Raw genomic sequence first — 19195 nt, 5'->3', positions numbered from 1 at the left:
TCATCCTCCTGGGCGGGCCGGTTGCGCGGCTTCCAGGAGTCCGGCGAGTTCCACCAGGTCGGTGCCGGTGAGGCGGGGCAGGGCGCAGCCGGACAGGGTGCGGCAGGCGTCCCGCCAGGCCGTCGGGACGGTCGCGCCGCCGCCGAGGGCTCCGGTGAGCGCGCCCGCGAGCGCGGGGGCGGAGTCGGCGACGCGGGACAGACAGACGGCGGCGGGTACGGCCTCGGCGATCCGGCCCCCGGCCGCGGCGGCGAGGGCCAGGGCGACCGGGACGGTCTCGGCGGCGGCGATGCCGTAGCTGTAGACGTGGTCGACGATCTGGTGCTCCAGGAGCGGGACGAGGGCGAAGGCGGACTCGCTGTCCTCGGCGAGGGCGAGCGCGTGGCGGGCGTTGCGGCCGATCTCCGTGTCGGCCGGGAGTTCGGCGAGCGCGGCGGCCACGCAGGTGTCCGGGCCGGCGTCGGCGAGGGCCAGCGCGAGCGCCGCGGCCATGGCGCGGGCGCCGTGCACGCCGTCGCCGTCCTGGGTGTAGCGGGCGTCGAACTCGGCGAGGGCGGCGGCGCGTTCGGGGTCACCGGGGTGGGCGACGGCGAGGACACAGGCGCGGACGCAGGCGGCGTCGTCGAAGTAGTGCGGGTTGTCGTGGCCGGTGGCGGGCGGGCGCAGGCCGGTGGCGAGGTTGCCGAGCCCGGCGCGGACGGAGATACGGGCGCGCAGGGGGAGCACGGCGGACTCGATCTCGGGCGCGCGGTCCGCCGCCGCGGCGACCTCCGCGGCCACGGCGGTCCAGGTGAGGTCGATGGCGGCACGGGTACGACGCTCCCGGCTGAGGTCGCCGAGGACGTCGTCGTCACCGGCCCGCAGCACCGCCTCCGCGGCGAAGGCCGCCCACTCGGCGTCGTCGGAGGGGCCGAGGCGGAGGGGTTCGGGGGGTTGGTTGAGGGCGATCGGTACGGGGAGGGTGGTGGTGGCGTTCTGCTCCGCGAAGGTGTCCAGCTCGCGGGTGAGGCGGCGGGTCCACTCGGGCATACGGGCGGCGCGGTGCCGGGCGGCGGGCCAGCCGGCGGCGTCGCCCGCGGCGAGGCCGAGCAGGAGTCCCTCGATCCGGCGGGCCGTCATGGCCGGCCTTCGCCGTCGACCCCGACCAGGTCGACCCCGACCGGGTCTACGCCGGCCGGGTCTACGTCGGCCAGATCCGCGCCGACCGGGTCCGCTCCGGCCAGATCCGCGCCGGCCGGGTCCGCTCCGGCCGGGTCTACGCCGACCGGGTCCGCTCCGGCCAGGTCTACGCCGACCAGATCCGCTCTGGCCAGGTCTACGCCGGCAAGGTCGACCCCGACCAGGTCCGCTCCGGCCACGTCTACGCCGACCGGGTCCGCTCGGGCCGGGTCTACGTCGGCCAGATCCGCGCCGGCCGGGTCCGCTCGGGCCGGGTCTACGTCGGCCAGATCCGCTCCGGCCAGGTCCACGCCGACCGGATCCGCTCCGGTCAGATCCACTCTGCCCAGGGGGCTTCGCCCTCTGGGCCCCCTTCGGCTCGTCCGTTCCACGCCTGCTGTCTCCTGCGCCACGCCCGGATCCACCACCCCCGCCCCCCACTTCCCGCCCTCCCCCGGGACGAGGAGTTCGGCCACGTCCAGGATGTGGTGGCCGGCCATGGACGGCAGGCAGCGGCCCCGGGCCGGGCCGATCGCGGCGGCCCAGGGGGGCGGGATCGCGGAGATGCCGCGCGTCGCGCCGGCCAGGGCGCCGGCCACCGCCGCCGTGGTGTCCGCGTCGCGCCCCATGTTGACCGCCGTCAGGACCGCCTCCGCGAAGTCGCCGTCGGCCGCCGCGTACGCGCCGAAGGCGAGGGCGACCGCCTCGGGGGCCAGGTCGGTCCAGGGATAGCCGCCGACGACGACCGCGGAGCGGACCGCGCGTTCGCCGCGATGGGCCATGGCCACCGCGCGGCGCAGCGAGCGCGCCGTCCAGGAGTCGTCCGGGACGACCGCGAGGGCCGCGGCGATCACCACCGGGACCGGCGCGCCGGTCATCGCCGCCGCCACGCCCGCCGCGACCGCCTGACCGCCGTAGATGCCCTCGCCCTCATGGCTGATCGAGCCGTCGACCGCCACCAGGCGGGCCGCCTCGGCGGGGCGGCCCGCCGCGAAGACGCCGAAGGGGGCCGCGCGCATCGCCAGGCCGTCGCTCCAGGCGTGGCGGTGCTGGGCCGAGATGGGGGCCGCGAGGCCACGGCGCAGGTTCTCCAGGGTGCCGCGCTCGCTGAAGCCCGCGCCCCGGAAGGGGCCCTCGGCGCGGTCGGCGATCCACTCGTGCCAGGCCGCCTCCACATGGGCCGGCGCGAGCGCCGAGCCGTGCCGGGCGAGGAGCAGCCCGGAGAAGATCGCGTACTCGGTGTCGTCCGTGCCGCAGGGCGTGTCCGTGACGTACCCCGTGATCCGGCCCCAGCGGGCTCGGATCTCGGACGGCTTGAGGTTCTCCGCGGGCGCCCCGAGCGCGTCCCCGACGGCCAGGCCGAGCAGCGCGCCGCGGGCCCTTTCGCGCAGTCCGGCGGCGTCGGCGGGCGCCGGGACCGGGGGAGTGCAGGCGATCGATGTCATGAGCGGCCTCCTTCAGCGGGACCACGAAGACGCTTTGCGGATGTGTGCCACGGCGCTCGGCCGGAGCAGCCTCTGCGGGGTTCGCATCACCCGCTTGGCATCTGAGCAAGCCTATGCACGGATGAGCAATAAAGGTAAAAGTGCAGGTTAGCCCAGCCTTTCCTTGGTGGCGAGGAGGGCTGAAGGGGCGTACCTTCTGTGGTGTCGAAAAGTAGAACAAGTCCAAAGTTAGCTTTGGCTAAGCTATCCAGGGGTCCGCATGGCCGTCATCGAAACCCAGGCCGCGCTGCACGAGGCGCACCGTGACAATCACACGCACCGCGATGTCAACGGCGGCTGGCTGCGCCCCGCCGTCTTCGGTGCCATGGACGGTCTGGTCTCCAACCTCGCCCTGATGACCGGCGTGGCCGGCGGGGCCGTGGGTCAGCAGACCATCGTCATCACCGGTCTCGCGGGCCTCGCCGCCGGCGCCTTCTCCATGGCGGCCGGTGAGTACACCTCCGTCGCCTCCCAGCGGGAGCTGGTCGAGGCCGAGCTGGATGTCGAGCGCCGTGAGCTGAGCAGGCACCCGCAGGACGAGGAGGACGAGCTGGCCGCCCTGTACGTCGCCCGCGGGGTGGAGCCCGACCTGGCCCGCGAGGTGGCGCGACAGCTGTCCAAGGATCCCGAGCAGGCGCTGGAGATACACGCCCGGGAGGAGCTGGGCATCGACCCGGGCGACCTGCCGTCGCCGCTGGTCGCCGCCGTGTCGTCGTTCGGGTCCTTCGCCCTCGGTGCCCTGCTGCCCGTGCTGCCGTATCTGCTCGGTGCGACCGTGCTGTGGCCCGCCCTGCTGCTCGCTCTCGCCGGGCTCTTCGGCTGCGGTGCCGTCGTGGCCAGGGTGACCGCGCGGAGCTGGTGGTACAGCGGCCTCAGGCAGCTCGCGCTCGGTGGTGCCGCGGCCGGTGTGACGTACGCCCTGGGCAGCCTGTTCGGAACGGCCGTAGGATAGCGACGTCGGTACTTATGCGTCAGGATGCATAAGTACCCGCCATCGCTCGTTACTCGCTGGTTTCGACCGCGTGACCACCGGGCATGAGCCGTAAGCGCCGCAAGCAATGACGCCTGCCGCACCCCCGCGGGGTGAGTGAAGACGCTCCCCCCGCCCCTCCTTGGGCCGCCGGACACCGATCCGATCGATCGTGTCCGCAACGGTCCCTTTGACGCGTTCGCCGCCACCGCGCGGCACCCCCGGGCCGCCACGCGCGGCACTCGCCGCCCTGGTGCGGTACCCCCGCCGCCCCGTGCGGCGCCCCCGCCGTCACCGCGCGGCACTATCGCCACGGAGCCCGTGGCGTCCGCATGTTGGAACGGGGTATCCGCTTCCCGAGAACCGCTCCATCATGTAACCTGCACGAAATTTTGATCTCACGCAGAGGGCCAACGTCGTCCCTCGGCACCTGCCACATGCCACATGACGACGACGGGAGAGCCGATGCGTACGCCGCGCCAGCCGTCCCAGCATTCCGCGAATGGCCAGAACTGGTCGTTCATGGATGCTCGCCCTGCTGCCCAGGGTATGTACGACCCCCGCAACGAACACGACGCGTGCGGCGTCGGTTTCGTCGCCACCCTTACCGGCGAGGCGTCCCACACGCTGGTCGAGCAGGCGCTCACCGTGCTGCGCAACCTGGAGCACCGCGGTGCCACCGGCTCCGAGCCCGACTCGGGGGACGGTGCCGGCATCCTGTCCCAGGTGCCCGACGCCTTCTTCCGTGACGTGGCCGGTTTCGACCTTCCCGCGGCGGGTGCCTACGCGGTAGGCATCGCCTTCCTGCCGGGGGAGGGCACCGAGGACGCCGTCTCACAGATCGAGACGATCGCCGGCCAGGAGGGCCTCACCGTCCTCGGCTGGCGTGCGGTCCCCGTCGCCCCGGAGCTGCTGGGCGCCACCGCCCGCTCCACCATGCCGGTGTTCCGCCAGGTCTTCGTCGCCGACCACACCAGCGAGGGCATCGCGCTGGACCGCAAGGCATTCGTGCTGCGCAAGCGCGCCGAGCGCGAGGCCGGTGTCTACTTCCCGTCGCTCTCCGCGCGCACGATCGTCTACAAGGGCATGCTGACCACAGGCCAGCTGGAGCCCTTCTTCCCGGACCTGTCCGACCGCCGCTTCGCCTCCGCGATCGCGCTCGTGCACTCCCGGTTCTCCACGAACACCTTCCCGTCGTGGCCGCTCGCGCACCCCTACCGCTTCGTCGCGCACAACGGTGAGATCAACACCGTCAAGGGCAACCGCAACTGGATGCGCGCCCGTGAGTCGCAGCTGGCCTCCGACCTGTTCGGCAACGGCGACCTGGACCGTGTCTTCCCGGTCTGTACGCCGGACGCCTCCGACTCGGCCTCCTTCGACGAGGTCCTGGAGCTGCTGCACCTGGGCGGCCGCTCGCTGCCGCACTCCGTGCTGATGATGATCCCGGAGGCGTGGGAGAACCACGCGTCCATGGACCCGGCCCGGCGCGCCTTCTACGGCTTCCACTCCACGATGATGGAGCCCTGGGACGGCCCGGCCTGTGTCACCTTCACCGACGGCACCCAGGTCGGCGCGGTGCTCGACCGCAACGGCCTGCGCCCCGGCCGCTACTGGGTCACCGACGACGGCCTCGTCGTCCTCGGCTCCGAGGTCGGCGTCCTCGACATCGACCCGGCCAAGGTCGTCCGCAAGGGCCGGCTGCAGCCCGGCAAGATGTTCCTCGTCGACACCGCCGAGCGCCGCATCATCGAGGACGACGAGATCAAGGCGACCCTCGCCGCCGAGCAGCCGTACGCCGAGTGGGTGGAGGCGGGCGAGATCGAGCTGGGCGACCTGCCCGAGCGCGAGCACATCGTCCACACCCACGCCTCGGTCACCCGCCGCCAGCAGACCTTCGGCTACACCGAGGAGGAACTGCGCGTCATCCTCGCGCCGATGGCCCGCGCCGGCGCCGAGCCGATCGGCTCCATGGGTACCGACTCGCCGATCGCGGCCCTCTCCGCGCGGCCGCGTCTGCTCTTCGACTACTTCACTCAGCTGTTCGCGCAGGTCACCAACCCGCCGCTGGACGCGATCCGCGAGGAACTCGTCACCTCGCTGCGCTCCTCGCTGGGCCCGCAGGGCAATCTGCTCGACCCGACCGCCGCCTCCTGCCGGTCCGTGACGCTGCCCTTCCCGGTGATCGACAACGACGAGCTGGCCAAGCTCATCCACATCAACGCCGACGGCGACATGCCCGGCTTCAAGGCCGCGACCCTCTCCGGCCTGTACCGGGTCTCCGGCGGCGGTGACTCCCTCGCCGCGCGTATCGCCGAGATCTGCGCCGAGGCCGACGCCGCCATAGACAACGGCGCCCGCCTGATCGTCCTGTCGGACCGGCACTCCGACGCCGAGCACGCGCCGATCCCGTCGCTGCTGCTCACCGCGGCCGTCCACCACCACCTCATCCGCACCAAGCAGCGCACCCACGTGGGCCTGCTGGTCGAGGCCGGCGACGTCCGCGAGGTCCACCACGTCGCCCTGCTGATCGGCTTCGGCGCCGCCGCCGTCAACCCGTACCTGGCGATGGAGTCCGTCGAGGACCTGCTGCGCGCGGGCACCTTCCTGAACGGCATCGAGCCCGAGAAGGCCATCAAGAACCTGATCTACGCCCTCGGCAAGGGCGTGCTGAAGGTCATGTCGAAGATGGGCATCTCCACCGTCGCCTCCTACCGCGGCGCCCAGGTCTTCGAGGCCGTCGGCCTGGACGAGGCCTTCGTCGAGAAGTACTTCAACGGCACCGCCACCAAGATCGGCGGCGTCGGCATCGACGTCATCGCCGAGGAGGTCGCCGCCCGCCACGCCAAGGCCTACCCGGCCTCCGGCATCGCCCCGGCGCACCGCGCCCTGGAGATCGGCGGCGAGTACCAGTGGCGCCGCGAGGGCGAGCCGCACCTGTTCGACCCGGAGACGGTCTTCCGCCTCCAGCACGCCACGCGCACCGGCCGCTTCGACATCTTCAAGAAGTACACCGAGCGGGTGAACGAGCAGTCCGAGCGGCTGATGACGCTGCGCGGGCTCTTCGGCTTCACCTCCGGCCGCGCCCCGATCTCCATCGACGAGGTCGAGCCGGCCGGCGAGATCGTCAAGCGCTTCTCCACCGGCGCGATGTCGTACGGCTCCATCTCCAAGGAGGCGCACGAGACCCTCGCCATCGCCATGAACCAGCTGGGCGGCAAGTCCAACACCGGTGAGGGCGGCGAGGACCCGGAGCGCCTGTACGACCCGGCGCGGCGCAGCGCCATCAAGCAGGTCGCCTCCGGCCGCTTCGGTGTGACCAGCGAGTACCTGGTCAACGCCGACGACATCCAGATCAAGATGGCCCAGGGCGCCAAGCCCGGCGAGGGCGGCCAGCTGCCCGGCCACAAGGTCTACCCGTGGGTCGCCAAGACGCGGCACTCGACGCCGGGCGTCGGCCTGATCTCGCCGCCGCCGCACCACGACATCTACTCCATCGAGGATCTGGCCCAGCTGATCCACGACCTGAAGAACGCGAACCCGCGGGCGCGGATCCACGTCAAGCTGGTCTCCGAGGTCGGCGTCGGCACGGTCGCCGCGGGTGTCTCCAAGGCGCACGCGGACGTGGTCCTGATCTCCGGCCACGACGGTGGCACGGGCGCCTCCCCGCTGACCTCGCTGAAGCACGCGGGCGGCCCCTGGGAGCTGGGCCTCGCCGAGACCCAGCAGACGCTGCTGCTCAACGGCCTGCGCGACCGGATCGTCGTCCAGACCGACGGCCAGCTGAAGACCGGCCGTGACGTGGTCATCGCCGCGCTGCTCGGTGCCGAGGAGTTCGGTTTCGCGACCGCGCCGCTCGTCGTCTCCGGCTGCGTCATGATGCGCGTCTGCCACCTGGACACCTGCCCGGTCGGCATCGCCACCCAGAACCCGACCCTGCGCGACCGCTTCGCCGGCAAGGCCGAGTACGTCGTGAACTTCTTCCAGTTCATCGCCGAGGAGGTCCGCGAGCTCCTCGCCGAGCTGGGCTTCCGCTCCATAGAGGAGGCCATCGGCCACGCCGAGGTCCTCGATGTGGCGCGCGCCGTGGACCACTGGAAGGCCCAGGGCCTGGACCTGGAGCCGCTGTTCCATGTGCCGTCGCTGCCCGAGGGCGCGGTCCGCCACCAGGTCGTCGCCCAGGACCACGGCCTGGAGAAGGCCCTGGACAACGAGCTGATCAAGCTCGCCGCGGACGCCCTGGCCGCTTCGGACGCCACCGAGGCCCAGCCGGTGCGCGCCCAGGTCGCCATCCGCAACATCAACCGCACGGTCGGCACCATGCTCGGCCACGAGGTGACGAAGAAGTTCGGCGGCGCGGGCCTGCCCGACGAGACCATCGACATCACCTTCACCGGCTCGGCCGGCCAGTCCTTCGGCGCGTTCCTGCCGCGCGGCGTCACGCTGCGCCTGGAGGGCGACGCCAACGACTACGTCGGCAAGGGCCTGTCCGGCGGCCGGATCGTCGTCCGACCGGACCGCGCGGCCGACCACCTCGCCGAGTACTCGACCATCGCGGGCAACACCATCGGCTACGGCGCCACCGGCGGCGAGCTGTTCCTGCGCGGCCGTACCGGTGAGCGGTTCTGCGTCCGCAACTCCGGCGCGCTGGTCGTCTCCGAGGGCGTGGGCGACCACGGCTGTGAGTACATGACCGGCGGTCACGCCGTCGTCCTCGGCCCGATCGGCCGCAACTTCGCGGCGGGCATGTCCGGCGGTGTCGCCTACGTCATCGACCTCGACCGCGACAGCGTCAACGTCGGCAACGTCGAGTCGATCGAGGCGCTGGACGAGACGGACAAGCAGTGGCTGCACGATGTGGTGCGCCGCCACGCCGAGGAGTCCGGCTCGACGGTCGCCGAGAAGCTGCTGGCCGACTGGGACACCGCCGTGGCCCGCTTCAGCAAGATCATCCCCAGCACCTACAAGGCAGTGCTCGCCGCCAAGGACGCCGCCGAGCGAGCCGGTCTGACCGAGACCGAGATCACCGAGAAGATGATGGAGGCGGCGAGCAATGGCTGACCCGAAGGGCTTCCTGAACCACGGCCGCGAGGTCGCCCGGACCCGTCCCGTCGGTGAGCGCGTCAAGGACTGGAACGAGGTCTACGTCCCCGGCTCCCTGCTGCCGATCATCAGCAAGCAGGCCAGCCGCTGCATGGACTGCGGCATCCCGTTCTGCCACAACGGCTGTCCGCTCGGAAACCTGATCCCCGAGTGGAACGACTACGCCTACCGCGAGGACTGGGGCGCCGCCTCCGAGCGCCTGCACGCGACCAACAACTTCCCGGAGTTCACCGGTCGCCTCTGCCCGGCCCCCTGCGAGTCGGCGTGTGTGCTCGGCATCAACCAGCCGCCGGTCACCATCAAGAACGTCGAGGTCTCGATCATCGACAAGGCGTGGGACGCGGGCACCGTCGCCCCGCAGGCCCCCGAGCGCCTGTCGGGCAAGACGGTCGCGGTCATCGGCTCGGGCCCGTCGGGTCTGGCCGCCGCCCAGCAGCTGACCCGGGCCGGCCACACGGTCGCCGTCTACGAGCGCGCGGACCGCGTCGGAGGCCTCCTCCGGTACGGCATCCCCGAGTTCAAGATGGAGAAGCGGCACATCAACCGCCGTATCGAGCAGATGCGCGCGGAGGGCACCCGCTTCCGCACCGGAGTCGAGATCGGCCGCGACATCAACGCACGCGACCTGAAGAAGCGGTACGACTCGATCGTGATCGCCGCCGGCGCGACCATGGCCCGCGATCTGCCGGTCCCCGGCCGCGAGCTCAAGGGGATCCACCAGGCGATGGAGTACCTGCCCCTGGCCAACAAGGTCCAGGAGGGCGACTACGTCACCGCGCCCATCTCGGCCGAGGGCAAGCACGTCGTCGTGATCGGCGGCGGTGACACCGGCGCGGACTGCGTGGGCACCGCACACCGGCAGGGCGCGGCCTCCGTCACCCAGCTGGAGATCATGCCCCGCCCGAACGACGAGCGGCACCCGACCGGCCAGCCCTGGCCGACCTTCCCGATCCTGTACAAGGTCACCTCGGCCCACGAGGAGGGCGGCGAGCGGATCTACTCCGCCTCGACGACCCACTTCGAGGGCGACGAGGACGGCAATGTGCAGTGGCTGCACCTGGCCGAGGTGGAGTTCGTCGACGGCAGGCTGACGTCCAAGCCGGGCACCGAGCGCAAGATCCCCGCCCAGCTGGTCACCCTCGCCATGGGCTTCACCGGCACCGACCGGGAGAACGGCCTGGTGGAGCAGTTCGGCCTGGCACTCGACGAACGGGGTAATATCGCTCGCGACGCCGACTTCCAGACCAACGTGCCGGGTGTGTTCGTCGCCGGTGACGCCGGCCGCGGACAGTCCCTGATCGTGTGGGCGATCGCGGAGGGCCGCTCGGCCGCCCGCGGTGTCGACCGGTTCCTGACCGGTGCCAGCGACCTGCCGGCCCCGATCCGCCCGACCGACCGCGCCCTGGCGGTCTGACGGCACCCCTGAACGTCCCGTACAACGGCGTACGGAACACTGACGGCGCCTGCCCACTGTCCCCGACCGGACGCCTGGGCAGGCGTCGTTGCATGTCCGAATCGTCGAGGGGGAACCATGGCCGCGATCAGCCTGCGCAAGGTGGAGGAGACCGCGCCCACGCTCGTCGGCGCCTACCGCTCCGCCGGAGTGTCGCTGACCAAGCACGGCCTCGACGGACTGCGCGCCGCCGTCTACCTGGTGATCGACTACTCCGGTTCGATGAGGCCGTACTACAAGGACGGCAGTGTGCAGGCGCTCGCCGACCGGGTGCTGGGCCTGTCCGCGCACCTGGACGACGACGGCCGGGTGCCGGTGGTGTTCTTCTCCACGGACGTCGACGCCGTCACGGACATCGCGCTCGCGAGCCACGCGGGCAGCGTCGAACGCATCGTGGCCGGACTCGGGCACATGGGAAAGACCGGCTACCACCTGGCGATGGACGCCGTCATCGACCACTACCTGGACACCGGCTCCACCGCTCCCGCCCTGGTCGTGTTCCAGACCGACGGCGGCCCCGTCGACAAGCGCGCCGCCGAGCGCTATCTGTGCAAGGCGGCCAGGCTGCCGCTGTTCTGGCAGTTCGTCGGCTTCGGCGACCCGGACAGCCGGCAGTTCGAGTTCCTGCGCAAGCTGGACGAGCTGGCCGTACCGGGCAAGCGGATCGTGGACAACGCGGGCTTCTTCCACGCCGGCCAGGACCCGCTGCGCATCTCCGACACCGAGCTGTACGACCGTCTCGTCGGCGAGTTCCCGCAGTGGCTGGCGGCCGCGCGCGCCGCGGGGATCGTCGAGCCTTCCTGAGGCACACCCGGCGCCGGGGCTCAGGGCGCTGCCGGTCTCCTGAGGGCGTCGTCGAGCACCAGCTTCCGGCACTCCTCGGGTGTGCCCCACGCCGTCCGCAGCGCGCGGGCCTTGGTCAGCCACAGGGACAGGTCGAACTCCGCGGTGTAGCCGATCGCGCCGTGCAGCTGAAGCGCCGTACGGGCCGCGTCGTACGCCGCCTCGCAGGCCTTGAGCTTGGCGGCGGCCACATCGGCGGGGCGGAGCGACACCGCCGCGCCGAGGACCAGGGGGCGGGCGAACTCCAGGGCCGTCGTGGCGTCGGCGAGGCGGTGTTTGACCGCCTGGAAGGAGCCGACGGGGACACCGAACTGGGTGCGCCGGCGGACGTGGGCCACCGTGCGGTCGAGCAGGGCGAGTCCGACGCCGAGGGCCTGGGCGGCGGCGGCCAGACGGGCCCAGGAGAGGGCGAGGCGGTACGGAGGGTGGCGGGTGAGGAGTTCGCCGTCCGCGGTGAGCGGGGTGAGGCGGCGGGCGGGGTCGAGAGAGCGGCGCACCGGGCCGGTGACAGACGCCAGGCGCAGACCGACACCGAGGGGGAGGGCGAGGCGGAGGGTGGCCGCGTCGCCGTCCAGTGCGAGGGGAACGGCACCGGCGTCGACGGCGGATCCGGTGGGCACTGCGAAGGTCGCGAGGTCCGTGCCGGCCAGGAGTCCCGGCAGGAACCGCTTCGCGAGCGGGGGGTCGGAAAGGAGCACCGCCGCCGCGACCGTCTCCACCAGCGGGCCCGGCACCCCGTGCCGCCCCAACTCCACGAAGGCCAGCGCCAGTTCCACGGGATGCGGCCCCAGTCCGCCGTACTCCTCCGGCACCGCCAGGCCGAACACCCCAGCCTCGGCGATACGGCGCCACAGCGCACGCCCGCGGGCGTGGTCACCCTCGCTCCAGTCCCGGATCACCGCCGGGGTGTCCGCGGCCGACAGCATCGCGTGCAGCGACTCGGTGAAGGCGCGCTGCTCGGCGTCGGGCAGGAAGCGCATCAGCGGCGTCCCTTCGGCAGGCCGAGCAGCCGCTCGGCGACGATGTCCCGCTGGATCTCGTTCGTGCCCGCGTAGATCGGGCCCGCGAGCGAGAACACATACCCCTCGGACCAGTCGGTGTCGGCCGACTCGCTGTCCTCTCCCAGCAGATCGAGCGCCGTCTCGTGCAGCGCGAGGTCCAGTTCGGACCAGAAGACCTTGTTCATGCTGGACTCGGGACCGAGCCGCTCACCCTCCAGGAAGCGGGCGGCGGCCGCGTAGGTGAACAGCTGATAGGCGCGGGCGCCGATCAGGGCGTCGGCCACGCGCGCGCGGGCGTGCTCCGGGCAGCCGCGCGAGCGCCACAGCTCGACCAGCCGGTGCGCCGAGGCGAGGAAGCGGCCCGGCGAGCGCAGGGTGAGCCCGCGTTCGTTGCCCGCCGTGGACATCGCGATCCGCCAGCCCTGGCCGGGCGCGCCGATCACGTCCTCGTCCGGCACGAACACATCGTCCAGGAACAGCTCGGCGAAGGCCGGCTTGCCGTCCAGGCGGCCGATCGGGCGGACGGTGACCCCGGGCGCCCGCAGGCCGAACATCAGGTAGGTCAGCCCCTGGTGGGGTTTCGGCGCGTCCGGATCGCTGCGGAACAGTCCGAAGGCCCGGTCGGCGAAGGCCGCCCGCGACGACCAGGTCTTCTGCCCCCGCAGGAGCCAGCCGCCGTCCGTCCGGACCGCCCTGGAGGTGAGCGAGGCGAGGTCGGAGCCCGCCTCCGGCTCGGACCAGGCCTGCGCCCAGACCACCTCGCCGGTGGCCATCGGCGGCAGCACACCCGCGCGTTGTTCCTCCGTGCCGTGGTCGAGGAGGGCCGGGGCGAGCAGGCTGATGCCGTTCTGTCCGACACGGCCCGGCGCGCCCGCCGCCCAGTACTCCTCCTCGAACACCAGCCAGCGCAGCAGCCCCGCGTCCCGGCCGCCGTACTTCTGCGGCCACGACACCACCGACCAGCGGTCCGCTGCCAGTTCGGCCTCCCAGGCGCGGTGGGCCGCGAAGCCCTCCGCCGTCTCCAGGGACGGCAGCGGCGTGCGCGGGACATGCGCGGCCAACCAGCTCCGGGCCTCGGCGCGGAACTCCTCGTCGGCCGGGGAATGGGACAGATCCACCACCGCCACCTTCCTCCCTCGGCCTTCCCTAACAAGTGTTTGGTAGGTTAGCGTGACCCTATGACAGGCGTCGAGAGCCCGGCCTACGTACCCGGGCACGGACTGCTCAGGGGCCGCACCGCCGTCATCACCGCGGCGGCCGGCGCCGGGATCGGCGGAGCGACCGCGCGCCGCTTCCTGGAGGAGGGTGCGCGCGTGCTCATCAGCGACGCGCACACCCGCCGGCTGAAGGAGCACGAGACCGAGCTGGGCCGGGAATTTCCGGGCGCGGTGGCGGCGCTGCCGTGCGATGTCACCGACGAGGGCCAGGTGCGGACCCTGTTCGAGACGGCCGTGGCCGAGCACGGCCGGCTGGACATCGTCGTCAACAACGCGGGCCTGGGCGGCACTTCGGACCTGGTCGACATGACCGACGAGCAGTGGTCGAAGGTGCTGGACGTGACCTTGAACGGCACCTTCCGGTGCACCCGCGCCGCCCTGCGGGCCATGCGGGGGACCGGAGGCGGAGTGATCGTCAACAACGCCTCCGTCGTCGGCTGGCGCGCCCAGGCCGGACAGGCGCACTACGCCGCCGCCAAGGCCGGGGTGATGGCGCTGACCCGGTGCGCGGCGATCGAGGCCGCAGCCTACGGCGTACGGATCAACGCCGTGGCACCGAGCCTCGCCATGCATCCGCACCTGGCGAAGGTCACCTCGGCCGAACTGCTCCAGAAGCTGACCGAGCAGGAGGCCTTCGGGCGCTACGCCGAGCCCTGGGAGGTCGCCAACGTGATCGTGTTCCTGGTCTGCGGCTACTCCTCGTATCTGACCGGCGAGGTCGTCGCCGTGAGCAGCCAGCATCCCTGACCCCGGACAGACCACAATGAATGCGTGCCGACCAAGAAGAAGCCCCAGATGACCGCGGCAGCGGCCCGGCGCGGCGAACTCCTGACCACCGCTGCCGAGGTCTTCGCCGAGCACGGCTACAACGCCACCACCGTCCGCCGGATCGCCGACCACGCCGGGATGCTCGCGGGCAGCCTGTACTACCACTTCGACTCCAAGGAATCGATGCTCGAGGAGATCCTGCGGACCTTCCTCGACGAACTGTGGGACGGCTACGACACCGTCCTCGACGCGGGACTCGGGCCCCGCGAGACGCTGGAGGCGCTCGTCACCGAATCCTTCCGGGAGATCGACCGGCACCGCGCGGCCGTCGCGATCTACCAGAAGGAGAGCAGACAACTCGTCGCCCAGGACCGGTTCGCGTTCCTCGCCGACTCCCAGCGCCGCTTCGAGAGGGCCTGGCTGTCGACCCTGGAGCGCGGCGTGGCCGAGCACGCCTTCCGCGCCGACCTCGACGTCCGTCTCACCTACCGGTTCGTGCGCGACACCGTGTGGGTCGCCGCCTCCTGGTACCGGCCCGGCGGACAGCACAGCCCCGAGGAGATCGCCCGCCAGTATCTGTCGATGGTGCTGGACGGGATCGCCGTACGCGAGTGACACCTTTTGCATAACACCCTTTTCCTGTGAGGGAGTTGCCATGACCGAGGCCTACATCGTCGAAGCGGTCCGCACGCCCGTCGGACGGCGCGGGGGAGGGCTCAGCGCCGTCCACCCGGCCGATCTGGGCGCGCATGTGCTGACGGCGCTGGTGGAGCGGTCCGGGATCGACCCGGCCGCCGTGGCGGACGTCGTCTTCGGTTGTCTGGACGCGGTCGGGCCGCAGGCCGGGGACATCGCCCGCACCTGCTGGCTGGCCGCGGGCCTCCCCGAGGAGGTGCCGGGCGTGACCGTCGACCGGCAGTGCGGCTCCTCGCAGCAGGCCGTGCACTTCGCCGCGCAGGCCGTGCTCTCCGGCACCGAGGACCTGGTGATCGCGGGCGGGGTGCAGAACATGTCCCAGATCCCCATCGCCTTCGCCTCCCGGCAGGCCGCCGAACCGCTCGGTCTGACCGACGGCCCCTTCCTCGGCAGCACCGGCTGGCGCGCCCGCTACGGCGACCAGCCCGTCAACCAGTTCGCCGGCGCCGAGATGATCGCCGCCAAGTGGGGCATCAGCCGCGCGGAGCAGGAGGAGTTCGCCCTGCGCTCGCACCGGCGGGCGATCCACGCCCTCGACTCCGGCCGCTTCGACCGCGAGACCGTCCCCTACGGCGCAGTCACCGCCGACGAGGGCCCGCGCAGGGACACCTCCGCGGAGAAGATGGCCGCCCTGGACCCCGTCCTCGACGGCGGCACCATCACCGCGGCCTGCTCCTCCCAGGTCTCCGACGGCGCCGCGGCCCTGCTGCTCGCCTCCGAGCAGGCGGTGCGCGACCACGGGCTGCGCCCCCGCGCCCGCGTCCACCACCTCTCCGTACGCGGTGAGGACCCCATCCGGATGCTCTCCGCTCCCATCCCGGCCACCGCACACGCGCTGAAGAAGACCGGCCTGACCATCGACGCCATCGACCTCGTGGAGATCAACGAGGCCTTCGCACCGGTCGTCCTGGCCTGGCTGAAGGAGACCGGCGCCGACCCCGGCAAGGTCAATGTCAACGGCGGCGCGATCGCCCTCGGCCATCCGCTCGGCGCGACCGGCGTCCGCCTGATGACGACCCTGCTGCACGAACTGGAGCGCACCGGCGGCCGCTACGGCCTGCAAACCATGTGCGAGGGCGGCGGCCAGGCGAACGTGACGATCATCGAACGCCTCTGAGTCTCTCCAGCTCCGCCAGCACCTGCTCCGCCTCCTTCACGATCCGCTCCACCAGCTCCGCGCACGACGGCAGGTCGTCGATCACCCCGGCGACCTGCCCGGACGCCATCACCCCGAGGTCCGTACGGCCCTCCACCATCGCCGACTTCAGCAGCATCGGCGTGTTCGCGGCCAGCAGCACCTGGCTCCAGGACAGCTCCTTGCCGTGTCTGAGCGCGAGACCGTCGCGGATCAGCTGCGGCCAGCCGAGCCCCGACAGCCGCCGGAATCCGGCCGCCTTCCGCAGCGCGTGGACCAGCACCCGTATCCGGCCCGACCGCTCCAGCGTGTCCACCAGCTCCGTGCGCAGCATGCGGTGCGGCAGGCCGTCCACCGCCCGGGTCACCGTCACATCCCGGACCGTCGCCGCCAGATACCGGGCCTTCACCGCGTCCGGCACGGTCGAGTCGGAGGTGAGCAGGAACCGTGTGCCCATCGCCACCCCGGCCGCCCCGTACGCCAGCGCCGCCACCAGACCCCGTCCGTCGAAGAAGCCGCCCGCCGCCACGACCGGGATGTCCACCGCGTCCACCACCTGCGGCAGCAGCACGCTCGTCGCCACCTCACCGGTGTGCCCGCCGCCCTCACCGCCCTGCACGATCACCGCGTCCGCACCCCACGCGGCCACCTTCTCGGCATGGCGGCGCGCCCCGACCGACGGGATGACGACCACCCCGGCCCCCTTGAGGCGGGCGATCAGCTCGCGCGAGGGCGCCAGGGCGAAGGAGGCCACCCGGACACCCTCCGCCAGCATGATCTCCACCCGGTCGGACGCGTCGCCCGCGTCGGCGCGCAGATTCACCCCGAACGGCGCGTCGGTACGGGACCGCACCTCCCGTATCGCCTCGCGCAGCCGGTCCGGTGTCATCGTCGCGGAGGCCAGGATGCCGAGCGCGCCCGCGTTCGCCGCCGCCGAGACCAGGCGTGGGCCCGCCACCCAGCCCATCCCGGTCTGCACGACCGGATGGCGCACCCCGGCCAGCCGGGTCAGTGCCGTGTCCATCAGACCGGGACCTCCCCGGCCCGGGTGTTCCCCGGATCGATCACCTCACGGATCAGCCGCAGTTCGGCGGCGGTCGGTTCGCGCGTGTACGGCACCTCGTCCCCGATCACCAGGTCGAACCCCGTCGCCGCCCGGACCTGGTCCACTGCCACCCCCGGATGCACCGAGACCAGCCGCATCGTGCGGTCCGGCGTGGCGAAGTCGAAGACGCCGAGGTCGGAGACGACCCGCGGGACACGGTGGTACGGCGCGCCGGCCGCGTGGTCGTACCCCACCCCGCACACCATGTCGACCTTCTCGACGAAGACCCGCCGGGAGTGCCTCGGGATCCAGTAACTCGTCGGGTTGTTGAGCGTGTTGACCGGTGCTCCGCGCACCCCGAGCAGCTGCCGCGCCGGCTTCGCCCAGTCGCCGACGCAGGAGATGTTCTGGTTGCCGTACCGGTCGATCTGGCTCGCGCCCATCATCACGTGGCGCCGGCCTCCGGTGACCAGTTCCAGATGCTTGCGGTACGGCAGCCAGCCCTCGACCGTGCCGTCGAGGTCCACGATCATCGCCTCGCCGTCGGTGAGCAGCAGATCGGGTGCGAAGGTCCGCTTGGCGAGGCGGGCGCCGGCGGACGGGATCAGGCCCATCGGACTCGCCAGGATCTCGCCCCCGTCCCGCCAGGCCTCGGCGCAGGCGATGACGCAGTACTCGGCGCGGGACGGGACGCCGGGCCCTGGTGATGTGGTCCCGCTCATGACTCCTCCTTGACCGCGGCCCGGTAGGCACGCTCGTCCCCGGCCAGAAAACGCGCCGCGAACTCGGGCCAGGGCGTGCCGGCGTACCGCTTCTGGAACGCCTCGTCCCTCCCGTAGTCGGGGGCGCAGGACGTGAAGTGCGCGCCGCCCGGGGCCTCCACGACCCCCGTCACCACATGGCGCCTCAGCAGCAGGGTCTGCGGCGCCGCATCCTTCGTCAGCTCGGCCGTGTCCACGATCCGTTCGCAGGAGACATAGGCCGCGTCCGCCGCCTCGCAGAACAGGTCGTCGAAGTACGGGTCCGGGCCCAGATACCGGCCGTTGCCCAGCCGGTCGGCGCGGTTGACGTGCACCAGCGAGGCATCGAGGCGCAGAGCCGGCATGGCCACGAACGTCTCCCCGTCCTCGTACGGCGAAGTGATCGTCCGCAGGCCGGGGTTGACCCGCATCACGTCCGAGCCCAGGCCTGCCCGCACCGGCAGGAAGGGCAGCCGGTTCGCGGCGGCGCGCAGCCCCCACATGAACATCGCCTCGTCCACCTCCGTCAGCTCGAAGTCGCCCCGCTCGCGCGCCGCCCGGTAGTGCGGCTCCAACGGGATGGAGTCGAGGGTGACGAAGGCGGTGACCAGCTTGCGGATCCGGCCGGCCGCGGCCAGCATCCCGACGTCGGGGCCGCCGTACGACACCACCGTCAGATCGCTGACCGACGTCCGCAGCAGCGCTCTGACCAGGGCCATCGGCTTGCGGCGGGAACCCCAGCCGCCGATGCCGAGCGTCATGCCGCTCTCCAGCCGGGAGACCGCCTCGTCGGCGGTCATCGTCTTGTCGCCCATCTAGGCGCCCTCCTTCCCGAACGTGTCGCGGACCTGGTCGGCCAGTCCGCTGAGGTTGGCCTCGAAGGTGAAGCCCTGCTCGAAGCGGTAGCTGCGGCGGACGTCCACCGGGTCGATGCCGTTGATGGCGGCCTTGGCCATGCGCAGCAGCTGGCCGTCCTTGGCGGCGATCTCACGGGCCAGCTCCAGCGCCGCCGTCCGCAATTCCGCACGCGGCACCACGCGCCACACCGAGCCGTGCCGGTGCAGCTCCTGTGCGCTCGCCGTGCGCCCCGTGTAGTACAGCGCGCGCATCAGATGCTGCGGGACCAGCCGGGCCAGATGGGTCGCGGCCCCCAGCGCGCCCCGGTCCAGCTCGGGCAGCCCGAAGACGGCGTCCTCGCTCGCCACGATCGCGTCCGCGTTCCCCACCAGGCCTATGCCGCCGCCCAGACAGAAGCCCTGCACCGCCGCGACGACCGGGACCGCGCACTCGTAGACCGCCGCGAAGGCCTCGGCGCAGCCGTGGTTGACACCGATCAGCGCCTCCCGTCCCCGCGCCTGTATCTCCTTGATGTCCACCCCCGCGTTGAACCCGCGTCCCTCGGCGGCCAGCACCACACACCGCACCTCGGTGTCCTGGCCGGACTCGCGCACGGCGTCGGCCAGGTCGAACCAGCCGCGCACCGGCAGTGCGTTCACCGGCGGGACGTCGACGGTGACGACAGAAATCCCTTTTTCCGGGGACGAACGGGAGACACCCATGGACGCATCAGCTACCTTTCCACCAA

At 72.1% G+C, this 19195-nt stretch carries 15 protein-coding genes; 7 read left to right on the top strand and 8 right to left on the bottom strand.

Going from position 1 to position 19195, the window contains the following annotated elements; translation table 11 throughout:
- Together IE277_RS00795 and IE277_RS00790 are read right to left on the bottom strand one after the other, a co-directional pair.
- On the bottom strand, positions 1–1119 hold the full coding sequence (locus tag IE277_RS00795; protein WP_189947461.1) for an ADP-ribosylglycohydrolase family protein: 1119 nt from the start codon (positions 1117–1119) through the stop codon (positions 1–3).
- On the bottom strand, positions 1116–2603 hold the full coding sequence (locus tag IE277_RS00790) for an ADP-ribosylglycohydrolase family protein (protein ID WP_189947459.1): 1488 nt from the start codon (positions 2601–2603) through the stop codon (positions 1116–1118). The genes IE277_RS00795 and IE277_RS00790 overlap by 4 nt, the downstream gene beginning before the upstream one ends.
- Positions 2604–2862: 259 nt before the next feature.
- On the opposite strand from IE277_RS00790, the gene IE277_RS00785 reads away from it, so the two are divergent.
- The 4 genes from IE277_RS00785 (at position 2863) to IE277_RS00770 (ending at position 10969) form a co-directional block, all read left to right on the top strand.
- Entirely contained in the window at positions 2863–3594 is a 732-nt protein-coding gene (locus IE277_RS00785; protein ID WP_189947458.1) for a VIT1/CCC1 transporter family protein, read from the top strand.
- Between the two features lie 483 nt (positions 3595–4077).
- Positions 4078–8670: a glutamate synthase large subunit gene (gene gltB / locus IE277_RS00780; RefSeq protein ID WP_189947456.1), complete on the top strand. Its 4593-nt coding sequence runs from the start codon at positions 4078–4080 to the stop codon at positions 8668–8670.
- The gene (locus tag IE277_RS00775) at positions 8663–10126 is read left to right on the top strand and encodes a glutamate synthase subunit beta (RefSeq protein WP_189947454.1); all 1464 of its coding nucleotides are present in this window, start codon (positions 8663–8665) and stop codon (positions 10124–10126) included. Before gltB ends, IE277_RS00775 begins: the two co-directional genes overlap by 8 nt.
- Before the next feature lie 117 nt (positions 10127–10243).
- A complete protein-coding gene (locus IE277_RS00770) occupies positions 10244–10969 on the top strand; it encodes a vWA domain-containing protein (RefSeq protein ID WP_189947452.1) in 726 nt (241 codons plus the stop codon).
- Between the two features lie 20 nt (positions 10970–10989).
- On the opposite strand, the gene IE277_RS00765 is transcribed toward IE277_RS00770, so the two are convergent.
- A complete protein-coding gene (locus IE277_RS00765) occupies positions 10990–11988 on the bottom strand; it encodes an acyl-CoA dehydrogenase family protein (RefSeq protein ID WP_189947450.1) in 999 nt (332 codons plus the stop codon).
- Positions 11988–13127, bottom strand: coding sequence for an acyl-CoA dehydrogenase family protein (locus tag IE277_RS00760; protein ID WP_189947448.1), 1140 nt, complete (start codon positions 13125–13127; stop codon positions 11988–11990). Before IE277_RS00760 ends, IE277_RS00765 begins: the two co-directional genes overlap by 1 nt.
- Positions 13128–13187: 60 nt before the next feature.
- Here IE277_RS00760 and IE277_RS00755 point away from each other — a divergent pair, with 60 nt between their 5' ends.
- Genes IE277_RS00755 through IE277_RS00745 form a run of 3 tightly spaced genes read left to right on the top strand, consistent with a single transcriptional unit; the run spans position 13188 to position 15807 of the window.
- A complete protein-coding gene (locus tag IE277_RS00755) occupies positions 13188–13973 on the top strand; it encodes an SDR family oxidoreductase (RefSeq protein ID WP_189947446.1) in 786 nt (261 codons plus the stop codon).
- A gap of 24 nt (positions 13974–13997) precedes the next feature.
- Positions 13998–14609 carry a TetR/AcrR family transcriptional regulator gene (locus tag IE277_RS00750; RefSeq protein ID WP_308433328.1) on the top strand — a complete coding sequence of 204 codons (612 nt, stop codon included), beginning with the start codon at positions 13998–14000 and terminating at the stop codon, positions 14607–14609.
- A gap of 40 nt (positions 14610–14649) precedes the next feature.
- Positions 14650–15807 (top strand): acetyl-CoA C-acetyltransferase, encoded by a 1158-nt coding sequence (locus tag IE277_RS00745; RefSeq protein WP_189947444.1) that lies wholly within the window; start codon positions 14650–14652, stop codon positions 15805–15807.
- On the opposite strand, the gene IE277_RS00740 is transcribed toward IE277_RS00745, so the two are convergent.
- The 4 genes from IE277_RS00740 to IE277_RS00725 are packed head-to-tail and all read right to left on the bottom strand — an operon-like array spanning position 15791 to position 19169.
- Positions 15791–16849 (bottom strand): NAD(P)H-dependent flavin oxidoreductase, encoded by a 1059-nt coding sequence (locus IE277_RS00740; protein ID WP_189947443.1) that lies wholly within the window; start codon positions 16847–16849, stop codon positions 15791–15793. The genes IE277_RS00745 and IE277_RS00740 overlap by 17 nt on opposite strands.
- A complete protein-coding gene (locus IE277_RS00735) occupies positions 16849–17592 on the bottom strand; it encodes a CoA-transferase subunit beta (RefSeq protein WP_189947441.1) in 744 nt (247 codons plus the stop codon). Before IE277_RS00735 ends, IE277_RS00740 begins: the two co-directional genes overlap by 1 nt.
- On the bottom strand, positions 17589–18425 hold the full coding sequence (locus tag IE277_RS00730) for a CoA transferase subunit A (protein WP_189947439.1): 837 nt from the start codon (positions 18423–18425) through the stop codon (positions 17589–17591). Before IE277_RS00730 ends, IE277_RS00735 begins: the two co-directional genes overlap by 4 nt.
- Positions 18426–19169 (bottom strand): enoyl-CoA hydratase family protein, encoded by a 744-nt coding sequence (locus tag IE277_RS00725; protein WP_189947436.1) that lies wholly within the window; start codon positions 19167–19169, stop codon positions 18426–18428. It abuts the gene before it with no gap.
- Positions 19170–19195: the final 26 nt, after the last annotated feature.

The sequence above is a fragment of the Streptomyces alanosinicus genome (assembly GCF_014650595.1).
Taxonomy (GTDB): Bacteria; Actinomycetota; Actinomycetes; order Streptomycetales; family Streptomycetaceae; genus Streptomyces; species Streptomyces alanosinicus.
The sequence above is the reverse complement of the archived record's forward strand: the minus strand, read 5'-3'. Positions and strand labels throughout refer to the sequence as shown.

What these genes read in the sequence shown, in the direction of transcription:
- IE277_RS00740 (WP_189947443.1), bottom strand. Translation starts at nt 16,849, where the DNA reads ATGGACACGGCACTGACCCGGCTGGCCGGGGTGCGCCATCCGGTCGTG.
- IE277_RS00735 (WP_189947441.1), bottom strand. Translation starts at nt 17,592, where the DNA reads ATGAGCGGGACCACATCACCAGGGCCCGGCGTCCCGTCCCGCGCCGAG.
- IE277_RS00745 (WP_189947444.1), top strand. Translation starts at nt 14,650, where the DNA reads ATGACCGAGGCCTACATCGTCGAAGCGGTCCGCACGCCCGTCGGACGG.
- gltB (WP_189947456.1), top strand. Translation starts at nt 4,078, where the DNA reads ATGCGTACGCCGCGCCAGCCGTCCCAGCATTCCGCGAATGGCCAGAAC.
- IE277_RS00775 (WP_189947454.1), top strand. Translation starts at nt 8,663, where the DNA reads ATGGCTGACCCGAAGGGCTTCCTGAACCACGGCCGCGAGGTCGCCCGG.
- IE277_RS00725 (WP_189947436.1), bottom strand. Translation starts at nt 19,169, where the DNA reads ATGGGTGTCTCCCGTTCGTCCCCGGAAAAAGGGATTTCTGTCGTCACC.
- IE277_RS00730 (WP_189947439.1), bottom strand. Translation starts at nt 18,425, where the DNA reads ATGGGCGACAAGACGATGACCGCCGACGAGGCGGTCTCCCGGCTGGAG.
- IE277_RS00755 (WP_189947446.1), top strand. Translation starts at nt 13,188, where the DNA reads ATGACAGGCGTCGAGAGCCCGGCCTACGTACCCGGGCACGGACTGCTC.
- IE277_RS00765 (WP_189947450.1), bottom strand. Translation starts at nt 11,988, where the DNA reads ATGCGCTTCCTGCCCGACGCCGAGCAGCGCGCCTTCACCGAGTCGCTG.
- IE277_RS00785 (WP_189947458.1), top strand. Translation starts at nt 2,863, where the DNA reads ATGGCCGTCATCGAAACCCAGGCCGCGCTGCACGAGGCGCACCGTGAC.
- IE277_RS00795 (WP_189947461.1), bottom strand. Translation starts at nt 1,119, where the DNA reads ATGACGGCCCGCCGGATCGAGGGACTCCTGCTCGGCCTCGCCGCGGGC.
- IE277_RS00790 (WP_189947459.1), bottom strand. Translation starts at nt 2,603, where the DNA reads ATGACATCGATCGCCTGCACTCCCCCGGTCCCGGCGCCCGCCGACGCC.
- IE277_RS00770 (WP_189947452.1), top strand. Translation starts at nt 10,244, where the DNA reads ATGGCCGCGATCAGCCTGCGCAAGGTGGAGGAGACCGCGCCCACGCTC.